The organism is Arthrobacter zhaoguopingii (genome assembly GCF_009828605.1).
Classification (GTDB): Bacteria; Actinomycetota; Actinomycetes; order Actinomycetales; family Micrococcaceae; genus Arthrobacter_D; species Arthrobacter_D zhaoguopingii.
Window position 1 is genome coordinate 1 of record NZ_WIAE01000001.1, and the last position, 19,771, is coordinate 19,771.

Sequence of the window (19,771 nt, forward strand, 5' to 3'; positions counted from 1 at the left end):
GATCCGCAGCCGGCCCCGCAGGTAATCGGCGGTATCCCTAAACTCCGCCCGGGCAGCACCGCCGCCCCCGGGCCCGGTGCCGGGAGCCGCCCCGGAAGCAGCGCCGGGAGCAGCCCAGTGCCCGCCGGGAGCCGCCCCGGGAGCAGCCCAGTGCCCGCCGGGAGCAGGCCCGGGAGCAGCCCAGTGCCCGCCGGGAGCAGGCCCGGGAGCAGCCCAGTGCCCGTCCTCGGGAGTGGGCCACGGACCGTCCCCGGCACAGGCCAGCCGGTGCTGCTCGGCGGCATGGGCGCCCAGGACCTGCAGATGGTCCACGATCCGGGAGAGCTCCTCGATGCGGGCCACCGTATCGGCCACCTCCCGGCGCCCCAGCAGCAGGAACCGCCCGGAAAAATCGGCGGCAAATCCCGAGAGTCCGGCGTGGACCGCGGAGAGCAGCTCCCCGGTATCGGAAAGAAACTCCCCGGTGCCCGCATGCTCCTCGACCGGTGCCGTTGCCATACCCCCATTCTATCGAACTGGTGTTCTATTTACCCCCGGGAAGGACGATTGTGGAGGAACAGTGGGCCGGGAGATATCCACAGGCATGGCGTGCTTCTGGCGCTGCTGCGGGGTGCACTTCTGGAGCGTCGACGGAATGCCGTAGGTCAAGGAAAAAAGAAGGAAAACCCCTTGACCCCTCCAGAGGAGAGGACTAGGTTTTAATTATCAACCAGTTGGTTGATCAACTGACAGGTGGATAATGAACCGAGGATCCGAGGAGCAGCTCAACTCGGCATTCGCCGCCCTCGCAGATCCCGTACGCCGGGCTCTCATCGCCCGGTTGTCCCGGGGGCCCGCGACGGTCAATGAACTGGCTGAACCGTTCCCTATCACCAAGCAGGCCGTCTCGAAGCACATCCAGGTGCTCGAGCAGTCAGGGTTGATCACCCGTACCCGGGAGGGACAACGACGTCCCTGCCACCTTGATCCGGCTGCCCTGGAGGCATTGACCAGCTGGATCGACACTCACCGGCTCACCGTCGAGCGGCAATTCCGCCGCCTCGATACTGTGCTCGACACGCTCAAGGAGAAGGAATCATGAGCAACGCAACAGTGATCACTGCAGTTCCCGACCTCCCGTTCATCGACATCGTCCGCGAGTATGACGCCCCACGCGACCTCGTGTACCGCGCCTACACCGACCCCGAACTTGTGGTGCAGTGGCAGGGCCCGGACCGGCTCACCATGGAACTGGGGGAGTATGACGTGCGCGACGGCGGATCCTGGTCCTTCGTGCACCGCGACACCGACGGCACCGAGTATGGGTTCCGCGGCGTCTTCCACTCGGCAACCCCGCCGGAGCGGATCATCCAGACCTTTGAGTTCCTCGGCGCCCCCGGCTACGTCAGCATCGAGAGCGTGACCTTTGAAGAGCTCCAGGGAGGCCGGACCCGCGCCGTAGCCCACGCCGTCTACCCGACGATGGAGGCCCGCGACGCCATGATCGAAAACGGTATGGAGGGCGGCGTCGTCGAGGGCAACAACCGCCTCGACAAGATCCTTGCCCGCCTGCAGGAACATGCCGACAGCAAGTAGGCGCGCGTGGATCGGGGCCTGTTTCCGTCAGCTTCCGGACGGAAGGAGGCCCCGACGCGGAGTGGTGCGGTACCAGGCGAGCGTCCGCCTGATTCGCGTTCGGTAGTCAGTGACACTGCCCGGCCCGACGGCGGCACGGAACTGGAACGCGTCGACGACGTGCGGCTGTCGAAACTGAAACAGCATCTCGGCCCCCTCCCGCCTGTCCGGATCCGCATCTATCGCCTAACCCTTCCCGTTGGCTCTGCCCCGCGCGACTGCACTCTCGGCCGCTGTGCTCCGGAAACGGCGGGGATCCGCGCCCAGCCGCCCCCGGGTCGCGGCGATCACGATGACACCGACGGCGGCGGAGACCAGGAGATGCACCGGTCCGAAGTTCTCGCGGGGGTAGAGCAACGGAAGCATTCCGTCCCCTGGCCACTCCCGCACCGCGGCCGCGTTCCCCGCTGCATGGAACAGCCCCACGAGGAGCAGGCTCGAGGTGCGGTTGTAGAGCCAGCCCGTCACCGCCCGGAAGGAAATCGCGAGCAGGGTAAGCACCAGCAGGAGGATGATCGTTGCCGCGAACGACCCTCCCGCCACGAGCGCGGCATGCTGCAGTGCGAAGAGAGGGGCCGTGAGGAGCGCTGCACGCAGTGCGCCGTGCCGCTGCTGCAGCCGCACCTGCACGAAGCCCGTCCACGCCACTTCTTCCCAGAGGTTGCTGATGATGAGGCCAAGCACTGTCTGCAGCACCAGGCGCTGGATCAGGGCCGCCGGAATGACCGGCCCGGCGGCATCGGGCGGACCCGCAAGGAGGAGCGCGAGAACGAGGGCTCCCAGCGGGACCACGACGACGGTGAAGACGTACCACCAAGGGTTCCGCCGCCAGGTGAGGATGCCGTCCAGGAGGGCCCGAAGTCCTGCGCGTCCGTCGCACAGCCAGGTGAGGACGAGTGCGGGCAGCAGGAGCCCGAGAAGGTTGCTCGCCGTGACGAAGAGAGGCACGGAGAGCTCCACTCCCTGCGCTTCGGCGATGCGCGGAAGGAAGGCAAGCAGCTGCCCCACGGTGAAGAACCATACGAGCAGGGCGGTGAGCGGATGGCGCTTGATGATCGCGATCATGCCTTCACTCACTGCCCTTTCCGGCGGTCACGCTCCGAAAGTTCCTCTGCAAGCCGGGCGAGATCCCTGCTGAGGTCGCGGGCGCGGGCGGCAAGGTCCTCCGGCAGCGGACCGGCCCTCCCCCACAGGGGTTCCGCTGCCGGCGCCGGTTTCTCCGGCCGCGCTGAGCTGCTGTGCTGAGCTGAGTTGTTTTGTTGAGCTGGCTCGTTGGTCCGGCCGACGGACGGTTCCAGACTGGACGACCAGGCACGGCCGCCGGGCAGGAGGTCGCTCGTCCCAGCGCCCCGAGGGGTTGCCGGATCCACGTCGGCAGGGGACTGGATGACATCGATGTCGAACACCACCTGGTCCGGGTGATGCCAGGTCGAGAAGACTTCAACGGGCCTGCCGTCCGTGTCGAAACTCGATCCTTCGAGCAGCAGCACGGGGGCTGAGGCGTCCATACGGAGCAGGCCCATCAGGTCCGAGTCAGCCGGAGCCGCACGGATCTGCCGTTTCCCCGAGACGATGTCGATGCCGTACTTCCTCCGGAGAGCGGCGTGAAGGGAGGCATCCGTCAGCTCGTCCGCCGTGAGGGAAGCGCAGAGGGGCAGCGGAAGCCAGGTGTGGATGACAGCGATCGGGGTACCGTCAATCGACCGGAGCCGCTCGAGGGCAAGGACTTCGGCGGTCCCCAGCGCCGCGGCAATACCCTGCGCCGGCTGCACCGAGAGGGAGAGGACCCGCGTTTCGACCCGAACACCGGCCTGCGCGAGCTGGGTTGAGAGGCCCGTCAGGCGGTGCACCAGGCGGTGATGTTCACGCCGGGGAGCCACCGTGCTTCCGCGGCCCCGGCCACGGTCGATCAGGCCCTCAGCAGCAAGGGCACCCAACGCCTGCCGCACCACCGAGCGCGATACGCCGTAGCGATCCTGAAGCCGTGCCTCACTTGGAAGCACGGTTCCGGGTGGAAGCGAATGGTTCACGATCTGCGCCCGAAGGTGGGTGCTGAGCTGACGGTGCAGAGGCAGAGGATTCGCGGCGTCGACCGGGCCTTTCCGCCCGGCTGCGCTGGAATTCTTCACCTGGTCGTGCCGCCCTCTGTCCTGTGTGCCTAGGGCTGCGGAGCTACCCCCTGGCTCGTGCTCGCGGTGCGCCACACGTGGTCCCAGCCCGGCGCCAGCTGTGCCGCCCGCCGCAATGATAGAACGAGGCTCGCTTCGCGTGCCACTCCCTTTCCGGCGATGTCAAAGGCCGTTCCGTGGTCGACTGATACCCGCACCACAGGCAGTCCCACGGTGATATTGACGCCGTCGTCGCCGTAGACCGCCTTGAAGGGTGCATGCCCCTGGTCGTGATAGCACACGATCACCATGTTCCACTTGCCCTTGACCGCCGCCGGGATGAGGGCGTCCGCGGGCAGCGGGCCGCTGATGTTGACGCCCGCGGCCCGGGCGGCTTCAACGGCAGGGGCGAGGATGTCGGCATCCTCGTCGCCGAACAGACGGTTCTCTCCCGCGTGCGGGTTGAGGCCGGCCAGACCGATGGGCTCCTCCGGGCGGCCCAAAGCCCTGGTGAAGGCGTTGACCAGATCGATAACGTTCGCCGTGCGCTCCGGTGTGACATCTTCGATCGCCCGGCGCAGGGACACGTGGGTGGTGAGGTGGAAGAAGTAGAGGTCACCGGCGGAGAGCACCAGGGAGAAGTTCTTCACCCCGAACTCGTGGGCGAGCAGTTCGGTGTGCCCGGGCCAGTTGTGCCCGCCGGCGTGCATGGCTGCCTTGTTGAGCGGCGCCGTGACGATGCCGTCCACAAGTCCCTCGCGGGCCAGCCTGCAGGCCTCGACCACATACCGGTACGCGCCGTCGCCGGCCGCCGGGCTCAGTTCACCCAGCCGGACATCGGCGAGGGAGGGGCCCGTCTGAAGCAGTTCGATGGTGCCCGGCTGATTCGTCGCCTCCTGCACCGACCGGATCACCCGGACGGTGTCGGGATCGCCACCGACATTGAGGACGCCGGTGCGCATCGCCGCTTCATCCCCGACGACGATCGGCCGGCATTCCGCACGCAGTTCTCGGTGGCCAAGCAGTGACTTGGCCGTGATTTCAGGGCCGATTCCGGCGACGTCGCCGAGGGTGAGCGCGAGGGTGGGGATGCTCATGGAAGTGCCTCCTTGGACAACGGGGTGGACTCAAGCAGCTTACGAACAATACTCACCAGTGAATCCGGCTGCCCGAATCCACCGGCCTTGGTCACGACGGTTTTTCCGGCGGCCTGACCGCCCTCGACGACGCCGACCGGAACGCCCTCTTCGATGGCACCCGAGATAAGGATTGAGCGTGCTTCGCAGGCGCTCAAGACAGCCCGGGCGCCGTCTCCGCCGATCAGCGCGAGGGCCGCGACGTCGCCGCACGAAAGGACGTTCCCGGCGAGGACTGCGAGACCTGCGGCGATCTCGACTCCCCTCACGCTGGTGTCGGAGGCGCGGTCGATTGGAGACAAGACCATCACTACCCCGGGCAGCTCGCCGGAGGGAGCGAGCTGCCGGCCGATCCAGGCGGAGAGCGCCGGGCGGTCGGTTACCACGGCGAGCCCCGGCCGAAGAACGAGAAGCTCCTCAGGTGGGAGCTCGGCGATGAGCCGATTGACCTGCGCCCGAGAGGTGTCGTTGAGAGAGCTGACCACGATAAGGATTCGCCCGTTCCGGGAGGCGCCGCCATCTCGGCCGGCGGCGGGGTCCGGGACGGTGCCAGCGACGCTTTCGCCGGTACGTTCGACGTCGCCACTTTCGACACCAACGCCTTCCTGGGCACCGGTGGAAGCACCCTTCGAGGCGCCGTCCGGTGTCGAAGCCGCAGCAGGGAGGCCCGCACTGCCCGCCCACACGGCGGCCATCGCCCCCGCCAACCCGGCCGATCCCACCGGAAATGCCCGTGGTCCCAGCTCGCTGATCGCAGCGGCCAGCAGTTCGAGGCCCGAGTCGGTGACCGCATCGACGGTCACCATGCCGGATCCGGCCTCGGCTGCGCCCATCAACTGCTCGATGTGGTCGGCCGTTGAGTTTCCCTGCAGTCGAATGCCCGTGCTTCCCGGAATCAGCTGCTGCATCGCGCCTGTGCGGACGGGAGTCACAGGGTCCCTGCCAATCGGCGTATTCTCCACGGGCTCGCCGTTGACCCGTAGCAGGCCATTCTCGACCGTGCGGCCCATCGCGGGGTACGCAGGACAGACGACGGCAAAGGCGCCCGGGTGCCGCTGCTTCCATTCGGCGAGGGCGCCGTCGATCTGCGCCGCGGCGCTTCCCCGCATCGTTGAGTCGACCTTCAGATAGAGGTGATCCGCGCCCGCGCCGACGAGATGCCCGACGGCGTCCGCCGTCGCCCGGCAGGCGGCGTCGTCACCGAGCGCGCGCGCATCGGTGACCACCGCTAGTGCGCTTGAAGGCTCCGCGGGTTCTGGGGGAAGTTCGCCCAGGGCGAGGCGGGAGGACCACCCCGCGCGGGCGAACTGCACCACCGAGTCATTGGCGCCGGTGAGGTCGTCGGCGGCGATCCCGATAACCGCAGGGGCGATACCGATGGGTGACACCGCGACTCACCCGTTCGTTTCACGCCGCCGGCGCCGGACGCTCTCGGCACCATTCACCGTGTCGGCGGTTTGTGCCCTGCCGTCGGCATCACCCGCCGCAGGGACGTCGTTCCTGCGGCTGGCATCGGCTCCGGCGGCGTTCTGTTGTGTCGCGCCATCATCATGAGGGTGTACCTCGTCTGGTGTCGTCTGTGTTCCCACCTCGGAGAGGGGGGCGTCTTCGTCGTCGTCGAGTCCGCCCTGGCGCTTGAGTACGAAAGTAGCCAGCAGCGGGGCGAAGATCGCCGTCACGAGCACAGCCGAAGCGACCTGTGCCGTGGCCACCTCGACGAACGGCTGGAAGCTTGGATCGGCCGCCGCCACGACCGCGGGAGTCGCGATGGAGTTGCCCGCGGTCGTCGCCGAGGCGATGCCGATGCCGGACTTCCGGCCCCGGCGCAGCATGAACCGGTAGCCGAGGTACACGAGCGTTCCGGTGATCAGGGTTGCCGCGATGCCGACGAAGATTCCGCCCAGGCCGCCGGTAAGGACATTGCCGAGGTTGATGCCGGTGCCGAGGGCAAAGGCGAAGAATGGGATCACGATATTCGGCACAGGACGCATTACCTCGGTCCAGCGGTGGTCCAGGTTGCCGACGATGAATCCGAGGATCAGCGGGATGACTGCGGCGAGCAGGGCAAGGAACGGAATTTCACCAAGTCCGGACGCGCCGAGGAAAAGCAGTGTGAAGAACGGCCCGTCATTGATGGCCGAGGCCATGTACGCGCCGCGGTCCCGGCTGTCGCCGTACCTGCCGGTGAAGGCAAGCCACAGGCCGCCGTTGCTGTTGTCGAAGGAGGCGAGGAGGGCGAGGATCGAGATGCCGAGGATTCCCTCGACGCCGACAATCAACCCAAGGCCCGCCACGAGTGCGGCGGGGATGATCGTCTTGCAGAGCAGGATCACTCCGGTGGTGGCGAGGACCGGGCCGGAGGTTTTCGCGGTGATCTGCATCCCTGTGGCGAAGATGAGGATCGCGATCAGCGGTAGCGCCGACTCCGCGAAGAGTGCTGTAGTGAAGCTTCCGATCTCAAGGAAGCCGGGGAAGAAGGTGCCCACGATCGAGCCGAGGATGAGCGGAATGAGCATCAGACCGCCGGGGATCCTGTTCATTCCGTCAAACAGCGGGACGCGGGACTTGGGATGCGATTCGGCTGCCATGGCGAATCTTCTCTCTACTCGGGCCGCCGCCTTCCGGCACCGGCACCAATGTCCGTACAAGATGTACCAACACTAGAAGTGGCCTTTTCGACGATGCAACGGCTTGAGGTCCATGCCCATGACGCCGTCAAAAGCTTGCCAATCGCCGTGACTGTTGATCCGCGGGTCCCTGTTGACCCTCACACCCTCCAGGTTTATAGTTACTGTAAGCAACGATTCAGGTGGACGGCCTCTTTCGAGGGGCGGACTACCTCGCGGCTGGTGAGGCGCCGCCCGTAGGTTCTGGGTGGCCCTGAACAGGGACATCGAAGCGTCGCCGAAGGGGAGCGTCCCGCCCGACTGAGATACTCCGCCTTTTCGAGTCCACCTCCTTCACCTTCGCCAGACCGCACACCCGCTCCGCGCCCGCCACATCCACAACGGGCTCGGCGACGAATCTCCAACGCTGCAGGACCCCCCCCGACGGGCAACGACGACCGCCAGCCACCACCGACTCCCCGTCGGCAATCACGGAAGCACCATGGCACATTCAACGGCACACCCAACCTCAAATTCGACGCCCGACGCGGCGGCTGGAATCCCGCCAACCGAGTCGACTTCCATGTCGCATGGGCAGATCCTGCAGGCCCTCACCGGACTGCTCGCGGCACTGTTCACGGCCATCCTCAGCAGCACCATCGTGGCCAACGCCCTGCCCACGATCATGGCCGACCTCAACGGCTCCCAGACCGACTTCGCCTGGGTCATCACGGCAGCGCTTCTGGCCAACGCAGCTACCACCCCTATCTGGGGAAAGTTCGCCGACCTGTTCGACAAAAAGCTCATGGTGCAGCTCAGCATCGTGATCTTCGTCGCGGGCTCGGTACTGGCCGGCCTTGCCTCGACCATCCCGGTGCTCCTGACGGCCCGGGTCATCCAGGGCATCGCCATGGGCGGCCTCACGGCACTGGCCATGGCCGTCATCGGCACCATCATCCCGCCACGCGAACGCGGCCGGTACTCGGGCTACCTCGGCGGCGTCATGGCCGTCGCCACGGCCGGTGGGCCGCTGCTCGGCGGCTTCATCGTCGACTCGCCCCTGGGCTGGCGCTGGACCTTCTTCGTCTGCGTCCCGCTCGCCGTCGTCGCCCTGATCCTGCTGCAGTTCACCCTCAAGCTTCCCCACATCCGCCGCAAGGTCAGCATCGACTGGGTCGGTTCAATTCTCCTCACCGCAGGCGTGAGCCTCGCGCTGATCTGGGTGTCCTTCGCCGGCAAGGCCGGATACTACGAATGGTTCTCCTGGGAGAGTGCCGCGATGGTCGGCGGCAGCGTCGTCCTGCTCGGGCTCCTGCTGCTCGTCGAGACCCGGGTGGCCGAGCCCATCATCCCGCTGAAGATCATCTCCGAGCGCACGACGGCGCTTGCCATTCTCGCCTCCATTGCCGTCGGAATCGCACTCTTCGCGTCCTCGACCTACCTCGGCCAGTACTACCAGGTGGCACGCGGCGCAACGCCCACCGAGGCCGGCCTGCTCACCCTGCCCATGATCGCCGGCAACCTCATCGGCTCCGTCGGCGCGGGACAGCTCGTGTCCCGGTTCGGCAAGTGGAAGCGGTTCCTCATCCTTGGAGCCGTCTTCCTCATCGCCGGGCTCGGCCTCTCCGGAACTATCGACCACCTCACCGACCTCCGGCTCGTTGGCGTCTACACGTTCCTGTTCGGCATGGGCCTTGGCCTGATGCTTCAGAACCTCGTCCTGGCCGTCCAGAACACCGTGGCGCTGAAGAATGTCGGTTCCGCCAGCGCCTCCGTCGCGTTCTTCCGCTCCATCGGCGGCGCGGCCGGGGTCGCTGTGCTCGGCGCCATCCTCGGCACGCAGGTCACCAACCGGACCACCGAGGGCCTTGCGGCGGCGGGAGTGCCAGCCGACCCCTCCGGTGCGGCCGGAGGAAGCCTCGACCTCGTGAACCTGCCGGAACCGGTCGCCGAGATCATCCGGGCCGCCTACGGTGACAGCACCGCGCTGATCTTCCTGATCACGGCCGGCTTCGCAGTCCTCGCCCTGGTCTGCGTGCTCTTCATTCAGGAACGGCCGCTGCGGCGCACCGTCGACATGGAGCCGGCCCGGGAATCGAAGGATCCGGAGGCGTAGAGCGGAGCCTGCCGAAAGGGGGTGCGCGTCAGGGGGAGAACCGCAGGAGCCCGGCGTCAATCACCCGCCGCGTCAGTCCCTCGGCCGCGGCCCGCTGCGCCTCCAGACGCACGGCCAGCCGGGGAAACGCCGAAGCGGAACACTCGGCGGCGACGGCAGCCCACAGGTCCGTGACGGTGTCACACCGGATGACGTTCCCGGTGGCGCCCCGGAGCTGCCAGGAGTCCCCGGCGGCCAGTATGCGGGGAACCCCCGGCAGCCCAGCGCAGAAGGCGTTGACTGCCGAGGCGACCAGGAGATGCTGACGCAGCGTGCGCACCGGTCCGACGACGTCATCGGCGGCGATGGTCCTGCCGCACGCTCCACACATGGTTCACCCCTTTCCCGGGAGGCTCACGGCATCACGTCGCCTGAGTTGGGCCCGAGGGTCTGCCCCATGAAGAGGTTCCCGCCCGGGTCACTCGCCAGCAGCAGCGCGGTGGGCGCGACCTCCTCCGGCGTGCCGAACCGGCCAAGCGGCAGCTCTTTCCGCTTGGCGGCCTTCCAGTCCTCGGAGATGCCGTCCACTAGTGGAGTCCCGATCGGCCCGGGCGCGATGCAGTTCACCAGCACGTTGTCTCCCGAGACCTCAAGGGCGAGGGCCTTGGTCATGCCGATCACGCCGGCCTTCGCGGCACTGTAGTGGCTCAGCCCGGTTCCACCCTTGATGCCCAGCTGCGAGGCGATATTGATGATGCGCCCCCACTTCCGCTCCCGCATCTCCGCCACCACCTCCCGGCAGCACAGGAAGACGCCCGTCAGGTCGACGGCGAGGGTCTCGTTCCACTGGTCGAGGCCCATGTCCTGCAGCGGCGACTCGGTGAGCAGTCCGGCGCTGTTCACCAGGACGTCCACCTGCCCCAGATCCTCCCGGGCCGTAGCGAATGCCCGGGCGACGCTGTGCTCGTCGGCGACGTCGACGGCGATCGTGCCTTCCGCCGCCGTGCGGTCGAGCACCGCCACCCGGGCGCCCCCGGCCCGGAACGCCTCGGCGATGGCGGCCCCGATCCCGCTGCCACCGCCGGTGACGACGACCCCGCGCCCCTCGAACATCAGGCCCTCATCTTCACGGTCAGCCCGCCGTCGACGATGAGCGCCTGCCCCGTGACGTAAAGGGAGGCCTCCGAGGTGAGGAAGCCAATGACGCTGGCCACCTCCTCCGGCCGGCCGACCCGGCCCCACGGGATGTCCTTGCCCGCACGCTCCAGCCCCTCCGGACCCAGCGAGTTGACCGGATCGAGCGACTGCGGAGTTTCGATCAGCCCCGGGATCACCGCGTTGGCGCGGATCTTCCGGGGTCCGAGTTCGACGGCGACGCTGCGCACCAGCCCCAGAACGCCGGCCTTCGCGGCGGCGTAGTGGGCGTGTTCCTCCCACCCGTAAACGCCGCCGGCGATGGAGGACACCGCCACGAGCGCGCCGCCGTCGTTCATCCGCTGTGAGCCCGCCCGCAGGGTGCGCAGCACCCCGGTGAGGTCGACGTTGAGCATGTCGTCCCACTTGTCGTCGGACAGCTCGTGCAGCGGTGCGTTGCGCAGGATGCCGGCGTTGGCGATGGCGTAGTCGAGCCTGCCGTACTCGGCGATGGCACGCTCGGCAAACGCATCGACCGACTCGGTGGAACGGACATCCACTTCGTGGATGATCCCCATTCCGCCCGCGTGCTTCACCGCGTCGAGAGTCTGCTCGGGGTCGTGGGGATCCCCGGGGAAGGTGCCGATGATCGACACCGTCCCACGCTGCGCGTAGTGCACTGCAAGGGCGCGCCCGATGCCGCTCGCCGCACCCGTGATGATCGCGACCTCAGGTTGGGATGTCATGGGGTGACTCCTCCCGCATGACCGCGTCGACGTGTTTGGCGCCCATCATCATGAAGCCCGAGAGCAGGGTGCCCAGGGCGCCGACCCAGAGGGCCGCGGCACCGGTGCCGGCGGCCGTGGCGATGATCGTGAACAGCGCGCCGCCGAGAATGGTGCCCGGCTGGCTCATTGCCCCGATAAAGGCAAGGCCGGTAGCCCGGCAGCTGACGGGGTAGCACTCCGCCATGAAGTACTGGATGGCCGCGTACGGGCCCACGAGGAAGAACAGGCCCGTACCGTAGGTCAGGATGATCAGGAACGGGCTCTCAACCAGCGGGCTCAGCATGACGGCGAACGACAGCCCCGAGATGATCCAGCCGACGATGATGGTGCGCTTGCGGCCGAAGCGGTCACCGACGTAGCCGTGGAACACGTAGCCGAAGTAGGCGAGCAGGTTGATGACGATCAGCAGCCAGAACGCCGTGGAGAGCTCGACACCCTTGGCGTTGGCGAGTACCGAGGTTCCCAGGACGCTGAAGATGGCGATGCCGAAGAAGTTGAGGATCCAGGCGAGCGAGAAAATGATGGTGTTCCGCCGCAGCTCCGGTTCCCAGATGCGCTTCAGGGGAGCGGTGGAGGAGTGCTCGACGCCGAAGCTGCGGGCCAGGGCGTGTGCCTCATCGGTCTTGCCCGTCTTCTCGAGCTCGGTCAGGCGGTGGTGGAGCTCAAACTGGGGGGTCTCCTTGAGCTTTTTCGAAATGACGAACACGATGATGAAGGCCGGGATGGTCGCCATGATGTAGAGGGCGCGCCAGCCGAAGAGGGGGAGGAACACGAGGGCCAGGGCGCTCGCGAGGAGGAAGCCCAGCGGCCAGCCGCCCTGGATGAACGAGTAGTGGAAGCCGGGGCGCTTGTGCTTCCGCTCGTCCTCGGTGACCTGGTAGACCTCGTTCATGTAGGTGGCGTTCACCGCCTGCTCGGAGAAGCCGAGGCCGCCGAAGGAGCGGACGAACACGAGCAGGGTGTTGCTGAGGGCGCCGAGCCCGGTGGGGATCAGGGCGGTGAGACCGGAGACGACGGCGGTGCCGCCCACGGTGACCATCATGCCCTTGCGCCGCCCAAGCCGGTCGATGACCGGGCCGATGCCGAAGCAGACAATTGCCGTACCGACGGCGATCCAGGTGTTGATGGCGTACGCCTCCGGTGCGGTCCAGCCGAACTCTTCCTGCATGGCGGGCAGGAGGGTGCCGAACAGGCCGTAGTCAAAGACCGCGACGGTCCAGGCGAGGAGGGCGAGGATGGTCGCCGTCGTCGTGTTCTTCTTGGTGAATGACGGGAAACGGCGCTTTTCGTCTCCCGTGGGCGTCGAGAGGTCGACGCCTGCCTCTTGGGTGGACATTTCAGCTTTCCTTTCGGGGGCTCCGGGCGAGGAATGAATCGGCAATTTCATCGAAGGTGTGCCAGCTGACTCCCTCGTGGGAGTTGAAGTGCTGGATGAGGCGCTCGAGCATGAGCAGGACCTGGGGGCGGCCCGAGACGTCGGGGTGGATGGTCATGGTGAAGACCGCCTCGTCCATCTCGGCGTAGACCCAGTCGAACTGGTCGCGCCACATCTCCTCGAGGTGGCGCGGGTTCACGAATCCGTGCGAATTGGGGGCGGCCTTGATGAACATCATCGGAGGGAGGTCATCCAAATACCAGTTGGCCGGGATCTCGACGAGGTCCGTCTCCTTCCCGCGCTTCAGGGGCTCCATCCAGGTTTCCGCGGGCTGGCCGTAGTCGATCTTCTTCCAGCTGTCGCCGACGCGGATGTAGTAGGGCTCGAAGTCGTTGTGCATCAGGGAGTGGTCGTACTTGATGCCCCGGTCCAGGAGGATCTCGTTGGTGACCGGTGAGAACTCCCACCAGGGGGCGACGTAGCCGGTGGGCCGGCGCCCCGAGACCTTCTCAATCAGTTCGATCGACCGATCGAGGATCGCCGTCTCCTGCTCACGGGTCATGGCGATCGGGTTTTCGTGGGAGTAGCCGTGGACGCCGATCTCGTGGCCTGCGTCGACGACCAGCTGGGTGAGTTCGGGGAAGGTTTCAAGGGAGTGGCCGGGGATGAACCAGGTCGATGGGAGGCCGTGCTTCTCGAAGAGGCGCACGAGCCTCGGCCCGCCGACCTCGCCGCTGAAAAGCCCGCGGGAGATGTCACAGGGAGAGTCCTCGCCCCCGTACGATCCGAGCATGCCTGCAACGGCGTCGACGTCCACGCCGAATGCTAGTTGGATGTTCTTGGTCATGGGTCAGCCTTTCGACGGGGTGGATAACGGAGGACGGACAGCCGCATGCGGCACGAGGGTTCCGCGCCGGGAGAACTGCTCGGCGATCCGCTGTGGCGGCATTCCGAGCGTGAGGAGCAGTTGGAGCAGGATCCGGGCCTGCGACGGGCGCAACAGTCCCGAGGGGATCGCCCCCGCGGCGTGGAGGTCCTTTCCGCCTCCGCCGCCGTAGACCTGCATGATCGGCCCGGCATGGACGCGGGTGCTGACGACGACGACGACGCCGGCCGCCGTGGCCTCCGCCACGGCCGCGCAGATGGCGGGGTTCGCATTGCCGTTCCCGGTTCCCTGCAGCACGATTCCCCGCGCGCCGGCCGCGAGGGCTGCCCGCAGGAGGGCGGCGTCCGCGTCCGGATGGGAGGCAACGACGTCGACCCGCGCGGGGTCCGCCCCCGCCGGCGGCAGGGGGAGCGGCTCGTAGACCGGCGGGGCGGGCCGCAGCTCGACCTGCCCGTCCTCGCTCACGGTGCCCGCCGGTTCGAGGTCGGGGGTGCCGAAGGCATGCGCATTCACCGTGTGGGCCTTCCGCACCCCGGCGGCCCGGAAGACGTTCCCAGCGAAGGCAACGAGCACGCCCTGCCCGACGGCAGCGGGTGAGGAAGCGACCGCGAGGGCCCTGCGCAGGTTGCCCGGGCCGTCCGGGTGGTCGTGGTCCGCTGTGTGCTGTGCTCCGGTGAAGACAACGGCACGCGAATCGTCCTGGGTGAGGTGGGCGAGGTAGGCGGTTTCCTCGGTGGTGTCGGTTCCGTGAGTCACCACGATGCCGAGCACGCCGGGGTCCGCAAGGGTGCCTTCGATGGCGGTGCAGATGGTGAGCAGATCGGGGAAGGTCAGCAGGTAGGAGCCCTTCGTCATGACGTCGACCACCCGCACGGGGATGGTGCCGTTTCCGGCGCTGGAGAGCAGCGCGTTCCCGGTGTCGGCGGCCAGGGCGGCACCGCCGGCGGCGTCCGAGCTGCGCGAGGCGATGGTGCCGCCCGTCGCCAGCAGCGCCACATGGGGCGAATGGGTGGTGCTCATTTCACCTCCGGGTTTCCGGTGATGGCGGTGGTGAGGAGGGTGCAGGAATTCGGTGCCGCAGTTCGGGTGCCGCATTCGTTGCGGTGAACTGTCCGAGGTGCACTGGATGCAGTGAGCCGCTGACAGGGACGGGGAAACGGAGGCTCGGGAGCGGGGTGGCTCGGGAGCGGCGATCGGCGGGTGCCGAATCGGTCGGTCGGCGGCGGTCCTGGGACCGGGGCCGGTGGCCGTCACGGGTGCTAAGAAGCGAAAGCGGAGGCGGAACGGCAGTCGGGGCTGCGGAACGGCCCGACAGCTGGATAGATGCCGGTCCTGCTCCGCAGTTACCCAATCGTTTGGGTGGCGTGGAATTTACCCTAAAATGTGATCTGGGTCTCGTCAACCGAAATGTCTCCAACAGGTTCATGCTTGAAAGATCGAACGCAACGGGGGAGGAACACGATGCGCGCAGAGGGAACAGGCCGACAACCGATCACCTTGAAGGACCTGGCCGCCGAACTTGGAATCCACCCCTCGACGGTGTCGCGGGTGCTTCACTCGACCTCGGAGATTGCCCGCGGAGCGGCGTCCTCGGCGACCGCCGAGCGGGTCCGGAAACTGGCTCGGGAACGCGGCTACTCGCCCGACCCTGGAGCCGCAAGCCTGCGCACCCGCCGGACGAAGGCCTTCGGGGTGATCGTTCCCCGCCTCTCCGACCTGGTCCTCGCCACCATGTACGAGGGGGTCGAGGAGGCCGCGGCCGAGGCCCGGTACTCCACGTTCGTGATGAACTCCCACGACAACCCCGAGGAGCAGCGCCGCAAGGCCGAGATCATGCTGGCACGCAGGGTGGACGGACTGATCCTCGGTGACATCCACGCAGGCAGCGAACTGGTCCAGGAACTTTCGGCACGGCACATCCCTTTCGTGCTGATGAACCGCAGGTACCCGGGCTTTCCGTCCTCAACCTGCGATGACACCCTCGGCGGAAAGCTCGTGGCCGACCATCTGTGGGAGACCGGGCACCGGTCCGTGGCGGTGATCGCCGGCGAGCCCTATGCCAGCACCGCGGTTGACCGTACGGCCGGCTTCCGCCAGCGCTGGCACGAACTGGGCGGGCAGATTTCCGACGCGGACATCGTCTGGTCCCGGTTCGACACCGAGGGCGGCCGCGAAGCCGCCGAAACCCTCCTGGCCCGCCGGGGCAGAATCCCCACCGCCGTCTTCGCCGTGAATGATTTCGCCGCCATCGGCGCCATGGGTGCCATCCGCTCCCATGGGCTCACCGTGGGACAGGACATCGCCGTCGTCGGATTCAACGACACCTCCTTGGCTGCCCAGCTTCCCATCCCGCTGTCCTCGGTGCGCTCGCCGATGCTTGAGATCGGACGCAGGGCCGTTGAGCTGCTGCGTCGGGTAATCGCCGGGGAGCAGGTTGAGTCCCTCCGCCTGACGCCCGAGCTTTTCGTTCGGGAGAGCAGCGCAGCCACGGCGCCGGCTGCCCGCAATGCGCTCGTGGGGTAGGGCAGGGCGGCCCGAACTCCGGGGAAACGGATCAGCCCCAGATCTGCGAGCGCACCTTCCGCCCCTCGGCCCGTGCCGCCAGCGCCTCCTCGAGGGTGACGGCCCGGAACGAGGTCTTCGTGCCAGGGGCGCTGCGGGCCAGCAGGTCCATGTCGGCGCTGATCACCGTGGCGACCATCGCATAGCCGCCGCCGGAGACGGCATCGCGGTGCAGCACGATCGGCTCCTTGCCGCCGGGGATCTGGATCGAACCCACCGCGTACCCGGCGTCAACGATGTTCGACGGATCGGAGCCCGCACCGAATGGTTGGGCGCGCGGCTTCCAGGCGATGTCGGGCCCGGAGTACCTCAGCCCGGTGCGGTCCGCGACCGGTGTCAGCGTCCAGGTGGCGCTCAGGAGGGTGTCGAGTCCTTCCTCGGTGAGGCGGTGGTCGTAGAGTCCGGGCAGCACCCGGACGGTAGCCTCCTTGTCGAAGGAGGGCCGCAGCGCCTCCTCGAGCTCGGTTTTCTCCGCCCCGCCGGTTCCGACGTCCAGTGCCTCCCCGACGGGCAGCACGTCCCCGGCCTTCAGGGCCCTGCCTTCGAAGCCCCCCACCGCACCGAGGGTGTAGGTTGAGCGGCTGCCCAGGACCACCGGAACGTCGATCCCGCCCTGCACGGCCACGTAGTACCGGGTTCCGCCGCGCAGCATGCCGAAGGAGACCTCATCGCCTGCGGCGAGTTCAAGCCGGGACCACTGCGGCTGCGGCTCCCCGTTGACCTTGAGGTCGACGGGCGCGCCGGCGACGGCGATCACCGCGTCGGCGTCGGTGGTGAACTTGGGGCCCAGGTAGGTGCATTCGAGGACCGCCTCGGCGGCGGTGTTGCCCGCCAGTGCGTTGGCCATCTCGGCCGACAGTGAGTCCATCGCGCCGCCCTGCGGGATGCCGACGTTGTAGTAGCCGGGCCGTCCCTGGTCCTGCACCGTCGTCGCGAGTCCGGGTTCGAGGATATTAATGGCCATGAAGGCGCTCCAGAAGGTCTCTGTTGTAGGCGGTGGGGTCATCGAGCGCCCGTTGGAGGTCGAAGACCACCGGTGCCTGACGGTAGGTGTAGGTGCCGGCGTCGACCTGCGCCTGGATGTCCCGGTACTCGGCCTCCTCGACGGGCCGGAACTTCACGATGTCGCCGGGGCGGAAGAAGATCATAAAGTCCCGGAAGTCTCCGAGGCGCTGGGCCGGGTCGAAGATCGGCGCCGCCGCGATGCCGAACATCTGGTACCCGCCGGCCCCCCGCACCGAGTAGATGCACGCAAAGCAGCCGCCGTGGCCCACCGTCAGCGCCGGGGTGTCGGTGCGCGGGCTCAGGTACTTGGGCACCTCCAGCTGATCCTTCTGCGGCACGATCTGGAACATGAAGGGCAGCCCCGCAACGAACCCGACCATCGAGACGAGCCAGGGCGATTCGTGGTGGCGCCGGATGAACTCGGCGGGGGAGTCCAGCCCGTTCTCCTCGGCAGCGAAGTCGAGGTCGGTGCCCTCGGGGCGCTGGTGCCCCTTGCGGAAGCGCGCCCCGGTCTCCCGCGTGTAAGGGTCGTCGTACCAGACCGGCACCTCGATGATGCGGGTGTCGAGCGTCTGGTGGCTCGAGTGCGCCACCTCGTCCTCAACGCCGCGCACTTCGCGCTCCAGCCGGTCCGGGGGGAGGATGTCCGGGTCAAAACGGAGAAGCAGCGACGCGTTCGCCGGGCAGATGTCGGTCACCCCGGGCAGGGAGCGCTCGGTCAGGAGTGCCGCCATCGCGTTCGCCTTATAGTTCGCCGCAAGGCTCATGGCCTCGGCGATCTCAACGAACAGGAACTCGTCCCCGCCCCAGGTGTAGCGGGCATCGGTCCGCTGGACCGCGGTGTCTGTCATGGGGTCACTCCCAGTAGCTCGGGGGTCGATTCGATGAACTTGGTCGAGTGGACGACGTCGCGCACCTCGCTGCGGGCAAGCACCGCCTGCAGCAGGGGCAGGGTGGTCTTCACGCCCTCGATGCGAAGCTCGCCGAGGGCCCGGAGCGAACGGGCGATGGTGTCCTCCCGGCGCGAGTCCCACACGATGAGCTTGGCCAGCAGCGAGTCGTAGAACGGGGCGACGACTGAGCCGGTGACGACGCCCGAGTCCACCCGGATGCCGGGGCCGCCGGGCCAGTCGAGGCGGGACAGCGTGCCCGGGCTCGGCAGGAAGTTGCTCGCCGGGTCCTCGGCGTTCACCCGGAACTCGAATGCGTGGCCGTTGAAGGTGACGTCCTGCTGGGACAGGCGGAGCACACCGTCGCGCGCCACGAGGATCTGCTCGCGGACGAGGTCGAGGCCGGTGATCATCTCGGTGACGGGGTGCTCGACCTGCAGCCGCGTGTTCATCTCGATGAAGGCCGCCTCGTGGGACACCGGGTCGTAGAGGAACTCGACGGTGCCAAGGCCGCTGTAGGTGCACAGCTTCCCGAGTTCGATGGAGGACGAAAGGATCTTGGTCCGCACCGGCTCGGGCAGACCCGGGGCGGGTGCCTCCTCGACGACCTTCTGCTGGCGCCGTTGCAGGGAGCAGTCGCGGTCGCCAAGGTGGATCACGTGTTCGCCGTCGCCAAGGATCTGCACCTCAACGTGCCGGGCGGCGGAAACGAACTGCTCGAGGTACACCGACGCATCGCCGAAGGCACCCTGGGCCTCCGCCCGGGCCATTCCCAGGGTTGATTCGAGTTCCTCCGGACCTGTGACAAGGCGGATCCCGCGTCCGCCGCCGCCGGCTGATGCCTTCACCACCAGCGGATAGCCGACTTCTTCGGCGATGGCGGCGGCGTCGTCGTCCGGAGAGAGGCTGCCGTGGCTGCCGCGGAAGGTGGGGACGCCCGCGTCCTCCGCTGCCTGGCGCGCCCGCGACTTGTCGCCCATCAGTACGATGGCGTCCGCGGCCGGGCCGATCCAGGTCATTCCGGTGTCGGCGACGGCGCGGGCAAACGCGGCGTTCTCCGAGAGGAAGCCGTAGCCGGGGTGGACGGCGTCGCACCCGGTGGCCGTGGCGGCCCCGAGCACCGCCTCGACATTGAGGTAGCTTTTGCCCGCCGCGGCGGGGCCGATCACCTCCACCTCGTCGGCAAGATCGGCGGCGTAGGAGGTGGCGTCGGGTTCGCTGGCTGCCAGCACCGTCTGCAGGCCCAGCTCACGGGCCGTGCGGATAATCCGCACGGCGATCTCGCCGCGGTTGGCGATGAGGAGCTTGGAAAAGGTCATTACTCGGCCACCACTGCGATTACGTCGCCCGGGTTCACGGCTCCTGCATCTTCGACGGCGAAGCTCTCGAGGGTGCCGCTGACCTCGCTGCGGACCTCGGAGAACTGCTTCATAATCTCGACCATGCCGATGGCCTGGCCGGCCTCAATGCGATCCCCCTCGGTGGCGAAGGGCTCTTTGTCCGGGGCGGGCTTCCGGTAGAAAATACCGGGGAGCGGGGAGATGATGTCAGCCATGGTGCGGATCCTTCCGA

At 67.6% G+C, this 19,771-nt stretch carries 19 protein-coding genes and 1 pseudogene; 4 read left to right on the forward strand and 16 right to left on the reverse strand.

Annotated elements, in window-relative coordinates; genetic code table 11:
• On the reverse strand, nucleotides 1-498 hold a 498-nt coding region (locus GVV77_RS00005), incomplete at its 3' end, for a hypothetical protein (protein ID WP_201293143.1).
• Nucleotides 499-739: 241 nt separating this feature from the next.
• On the opposite strand from GVV77_RS00005, the gene GVV77_RS00010 reads away from it, so the two are divergent.
• Together GVV77_RS00010 and GVV77_RS00015 are read left to right on the forward strand one after the other, a co-directional pair.
• Nucleotides 740-1,081, forward strand: coding sequence for an ArsR/SmtB family transcription factor (locus GVV77_RS00010; RefSeq protein ID WP_159615196.1), 342 nt, complete (start codon nucleotides 740-742; stop codon nucleotides 1,079-1,081).
• Nucleotides 1,078-1,575, forward strand: coding sequence for an SRPBCC family protein (locus tag GVV77_RS00015; protein ID WP_159615198.1), 498 nt, complete (start codon nucleotides 1,078-1,080; stop codon nucleotides 1,573-1,575). The genes GVV77_RS00010 and GVV77_RS00015 overlap by 4 nt, the downstream gene beginning before the upstream one ends.
• A 225-nt stretch (nucleotides 1,576-1,800) precedes the next feature.
• Here the strand turns inward: GVV77_RS00015 and GVV77_RS00020 are convergent, their stop codons facing one another.
• The 5 genes from GVV77_RS00020 to GVV77_RS00040 are packed head-to-tail and all read right to left on the reverse strand — an operon-like array spanning nucleotide 1,801 to nucleotide 7,446.
• Nucleotides 1,801-2,691: a CPBP family intramembrane glutamic endopeptidase gene (locus tag GVV77_RS00020; RefSeq protein WP_159615200.1), complete on the reverse strand. Its 891-nt coding sequence runs from the start codon at nucleotides 2,689-2,691 to the stop codon at nucleotides 1,801-1,803.
• On the reverse strand, nucleotides 2,688-3,743 hold the full coding sequence (locus GVV77_RS00025; protein WP_159615202.1) for a GntR family transcriptional regulator: 1,056 nt from the start codon (nucleotides 3,741-3,743) through the stop codon (nucleotides 2,688-2,690). The genes GVV77_RS00020 and GVV77_RS00025 overlap by 4 nt, the downstream gene beginning before the upstream one ends.
• Before the next feature lie 29 nt (nucleotides 3,744-3,772).
• Nucleotides 3,773-4,819, reverse strand: coding sequence for a 4-hydroxythreonine-4-phosphate dehydrogenase PdxA (pdxA, locus tag GVV77_RS00030; RefSeq protein WP_159615204.1), 1,047 nt, complete (start codon nucleotides 4,817-4,819; stop codon nucleotides 3,773-3,775).
• Entirely contained in the window at nucleotides 4,816-6,246 is a 1,431-nt protein-coding gene (locus tag GVV77_RS00035) for a four-carbon acid sugar kinase family protein (RefSeq protein ID WP_159615206.1), read from the reverse strand. Before GVV77_RS00035 ends, pdxA begins: the two co-directional genes overlap by 4 nt.
• Before the next feature lie 6 nt (nucleotides 6,247-6,252).
• The gene (locus GVV77_RS00040) at nucleotides 6,253-7,446 is read right to left on the reverse strand and encodes a 2-keto-3-deoxygluconate permease (RefSeq protein WP_159615208.1); all 1,194 of its coding nucleotides are present in this window, start codon (nucleotides 7,444-7,446) and stop codon (nucleotides 6,253-6,255) included.
• A 601-nt stretch (nucleotides 7,447-8,047) separates the two neighbouring features.
• Here GVV77_RS00040 and GVV77_RS00045 point away from each other — a divergent pair.
• Nucleotides 8,048-9,559 (forward strand): annotated as a pseudogene (locus GVV77_RS00045) (MFS transporter); the annotation flags it as partial.
• 49 nt (nucleotides 9,560-9,608) lie between these two features.
• On the opposite strand, the gene GVV77_RS00050 reads toward GVV77_RS00045, so the two are convergent.
• Genes GVV77_RS00050 through GVV77_RS00075 form a run of 6 tightly spaced genes read right to left on the reverse strand, consistent with a single transcriptional unit; the run spans nucleotide 9,609 to nucleotide 14,762 of the window.
• The gene (locus GVV77_RS00050; protein WP_159615212.1) at nucleotides 9,609-9,950 is read right to left on the reverse strand and encodes a hypothetical protein; all 342 of its coding nucleotides are present in this window, start codon (nucleotides 9,948-9,950) and stop codon (nucleotides 9,609-9,611) included.
• A 23-nt stretch (nucleotides 9,951-9,973) separates the two neighbouring features.
• On the reverse strand, nucleotides 9,974-10,672 hold the full coding sequence (locus GVV77_RS00055; protein WP_159615214.1) for an SDR family NAD(P)-dependent oxidoreductase: 699 nt from the start codon (nucleotides 10,670-10,672) through the stop codon (nucleotides 9,974-9,976).
• Nucleotides 10,672-11,439, reverse strand: coding sequence for an SDR family NAD(P)-dependent oxidoreductase (locus GVV77_RS00060; protein WP_159615216.1), 768 nt, complete (start codon nucleotides 11,437-11,439; stop codon nucleotides 10,672-10,674). The genes GVV77_RS00055 and GVV77_RS00060 overlap by 1 nt, the downstream gene beginning before the upstream one ends.
• The gene (locus GVV77_RS00065; protein WP_159615218.1) at nucleotides 11,423-12,817 is read right to left on the reverse strand and encodes an MFS transporter; all 1,395 of its coding nucleotides are present in this window, start codon (nucleotides 12,815-12,817) and stop codon (nucleotides 11,423-11,425) included. The genes GVV77_RS00060 and GVV77_RS00065 overlap by 17 nt, the downstream gene beginning before the upstream one ends.
• A 1-nt stretch (nucleotide 12,818) precedes the next feature.
• Nucleotides 12,819-13,703, reverse strand: coding sequence for a polysaccharide deacetylase family protein (locus GVV77_RS00070; RefSeq protein WP_159615220.1), 885 nt, complete (start codon nucleotides 13,701-13,703; stop codon nucleotides 12,819-12,821).
• A 3-nt stretch (nucleotides 13,704-13,706) separates the two neighbouring features.
• Complete coding sequence (locus GVV77_RS00075) at nucleotides 13,707-14,762, reverse strand: asparaginase (RefSeq protein ID WP_159615222.1); 1,056 nt, start codon at nucleotides 14,760-14,762, stop codon at nucleotides 13,707-13,709.
• A gap of 441 nt (nucleotides 14,763-15,203) precedes the next feature.
• Here GVV77_RS00075 and GVV77_RS00080 point away from each other — a divergent pair, with 441 nt between their 5' ends.
• The gene (locus GVV77_RS00080; RefSeq protein ID WP_159615224.1) at nucleotides 15,204-16,265 is read left to right on the forward strand and encodes a LacI family DNA-binding transcriptional regulator; all 1,062 of its coding nucleotides are present in this window, start codon (nucleotides 15,204-15,206) and stop codon (nucleotides 16,263-16,265) included.
• Nucleotides 16,266-16,296: 31 nt separating this feature from the next.
• Here the strand turns inward: GVV77_RS00080 and GVV77_RS00085 are convergent, their stop codons facing one another.
• The 4 genes from GVV77_RS00085 to GVV77_RS00100 are packed head-to-tail and all read right to left on the reverse strand — an operon-like array spanning nucleotide 16,297 to nucleotide 19,754.
• Nucleotides 16,297-17,268, reverse strand: a complete 972-nt coding sequence (locus GVV77_RS00085) for a 5-oxoprolinase subunit C family protein (RefSeq protein WP_159615226.1) — start codon at nucleotides 17,266-17,268, stop codon at nucleotides 16,297-16,299.
• The gene (locus tag GVV77_RS00090; protein ID WP_159615228.1) at nucleotides 17,258-18,160 is read right to left on the reverse strand and encodes a 5-oxoprolinase subunit B family protein; all 903 of its coding nucleotides are present in this window, start codon (nucleotides 18,158-18,160) and stop codon (nucleotides 17,258-17,260) included. Before GVV77_RS00090 ends, GVV77_RS00085 begins: the two co-directional genes overlap by 11 nt.
• A complete protein-coding gene (locus GVV77_RS00095) occupies nucleotides 18,157-19,518 on the reverse strand; it encodes an acetyl-CoA carboxylase biotin carboxylase subunit (protein ID WP_159615230.1) in 1,362 nt (453 codons plus the stop codon). The genes GVV77_RS00090 and GVV77_RS00095 overlap by 4 nt, the downstream gene beginning before the upstream one ends.
• On the reverse strand, nucleotides 19,518-19,754 hold the full coding sequence (locus tag GVV77_RS00100; protein WP_159615232.1) for an acetyl-CoA carboxylase: 237 nt from the start codon (nucleotides 19,752-19,754) through the stop codon (nucleotides 19,518-19,520). Before GVV77_RS00100 ends, GVV77_RS00095 begins: the two co-directional genes overlap by 1 nt.
• Nucleotides 19,755-19,771: the final 17 nt, after the last annotated feature.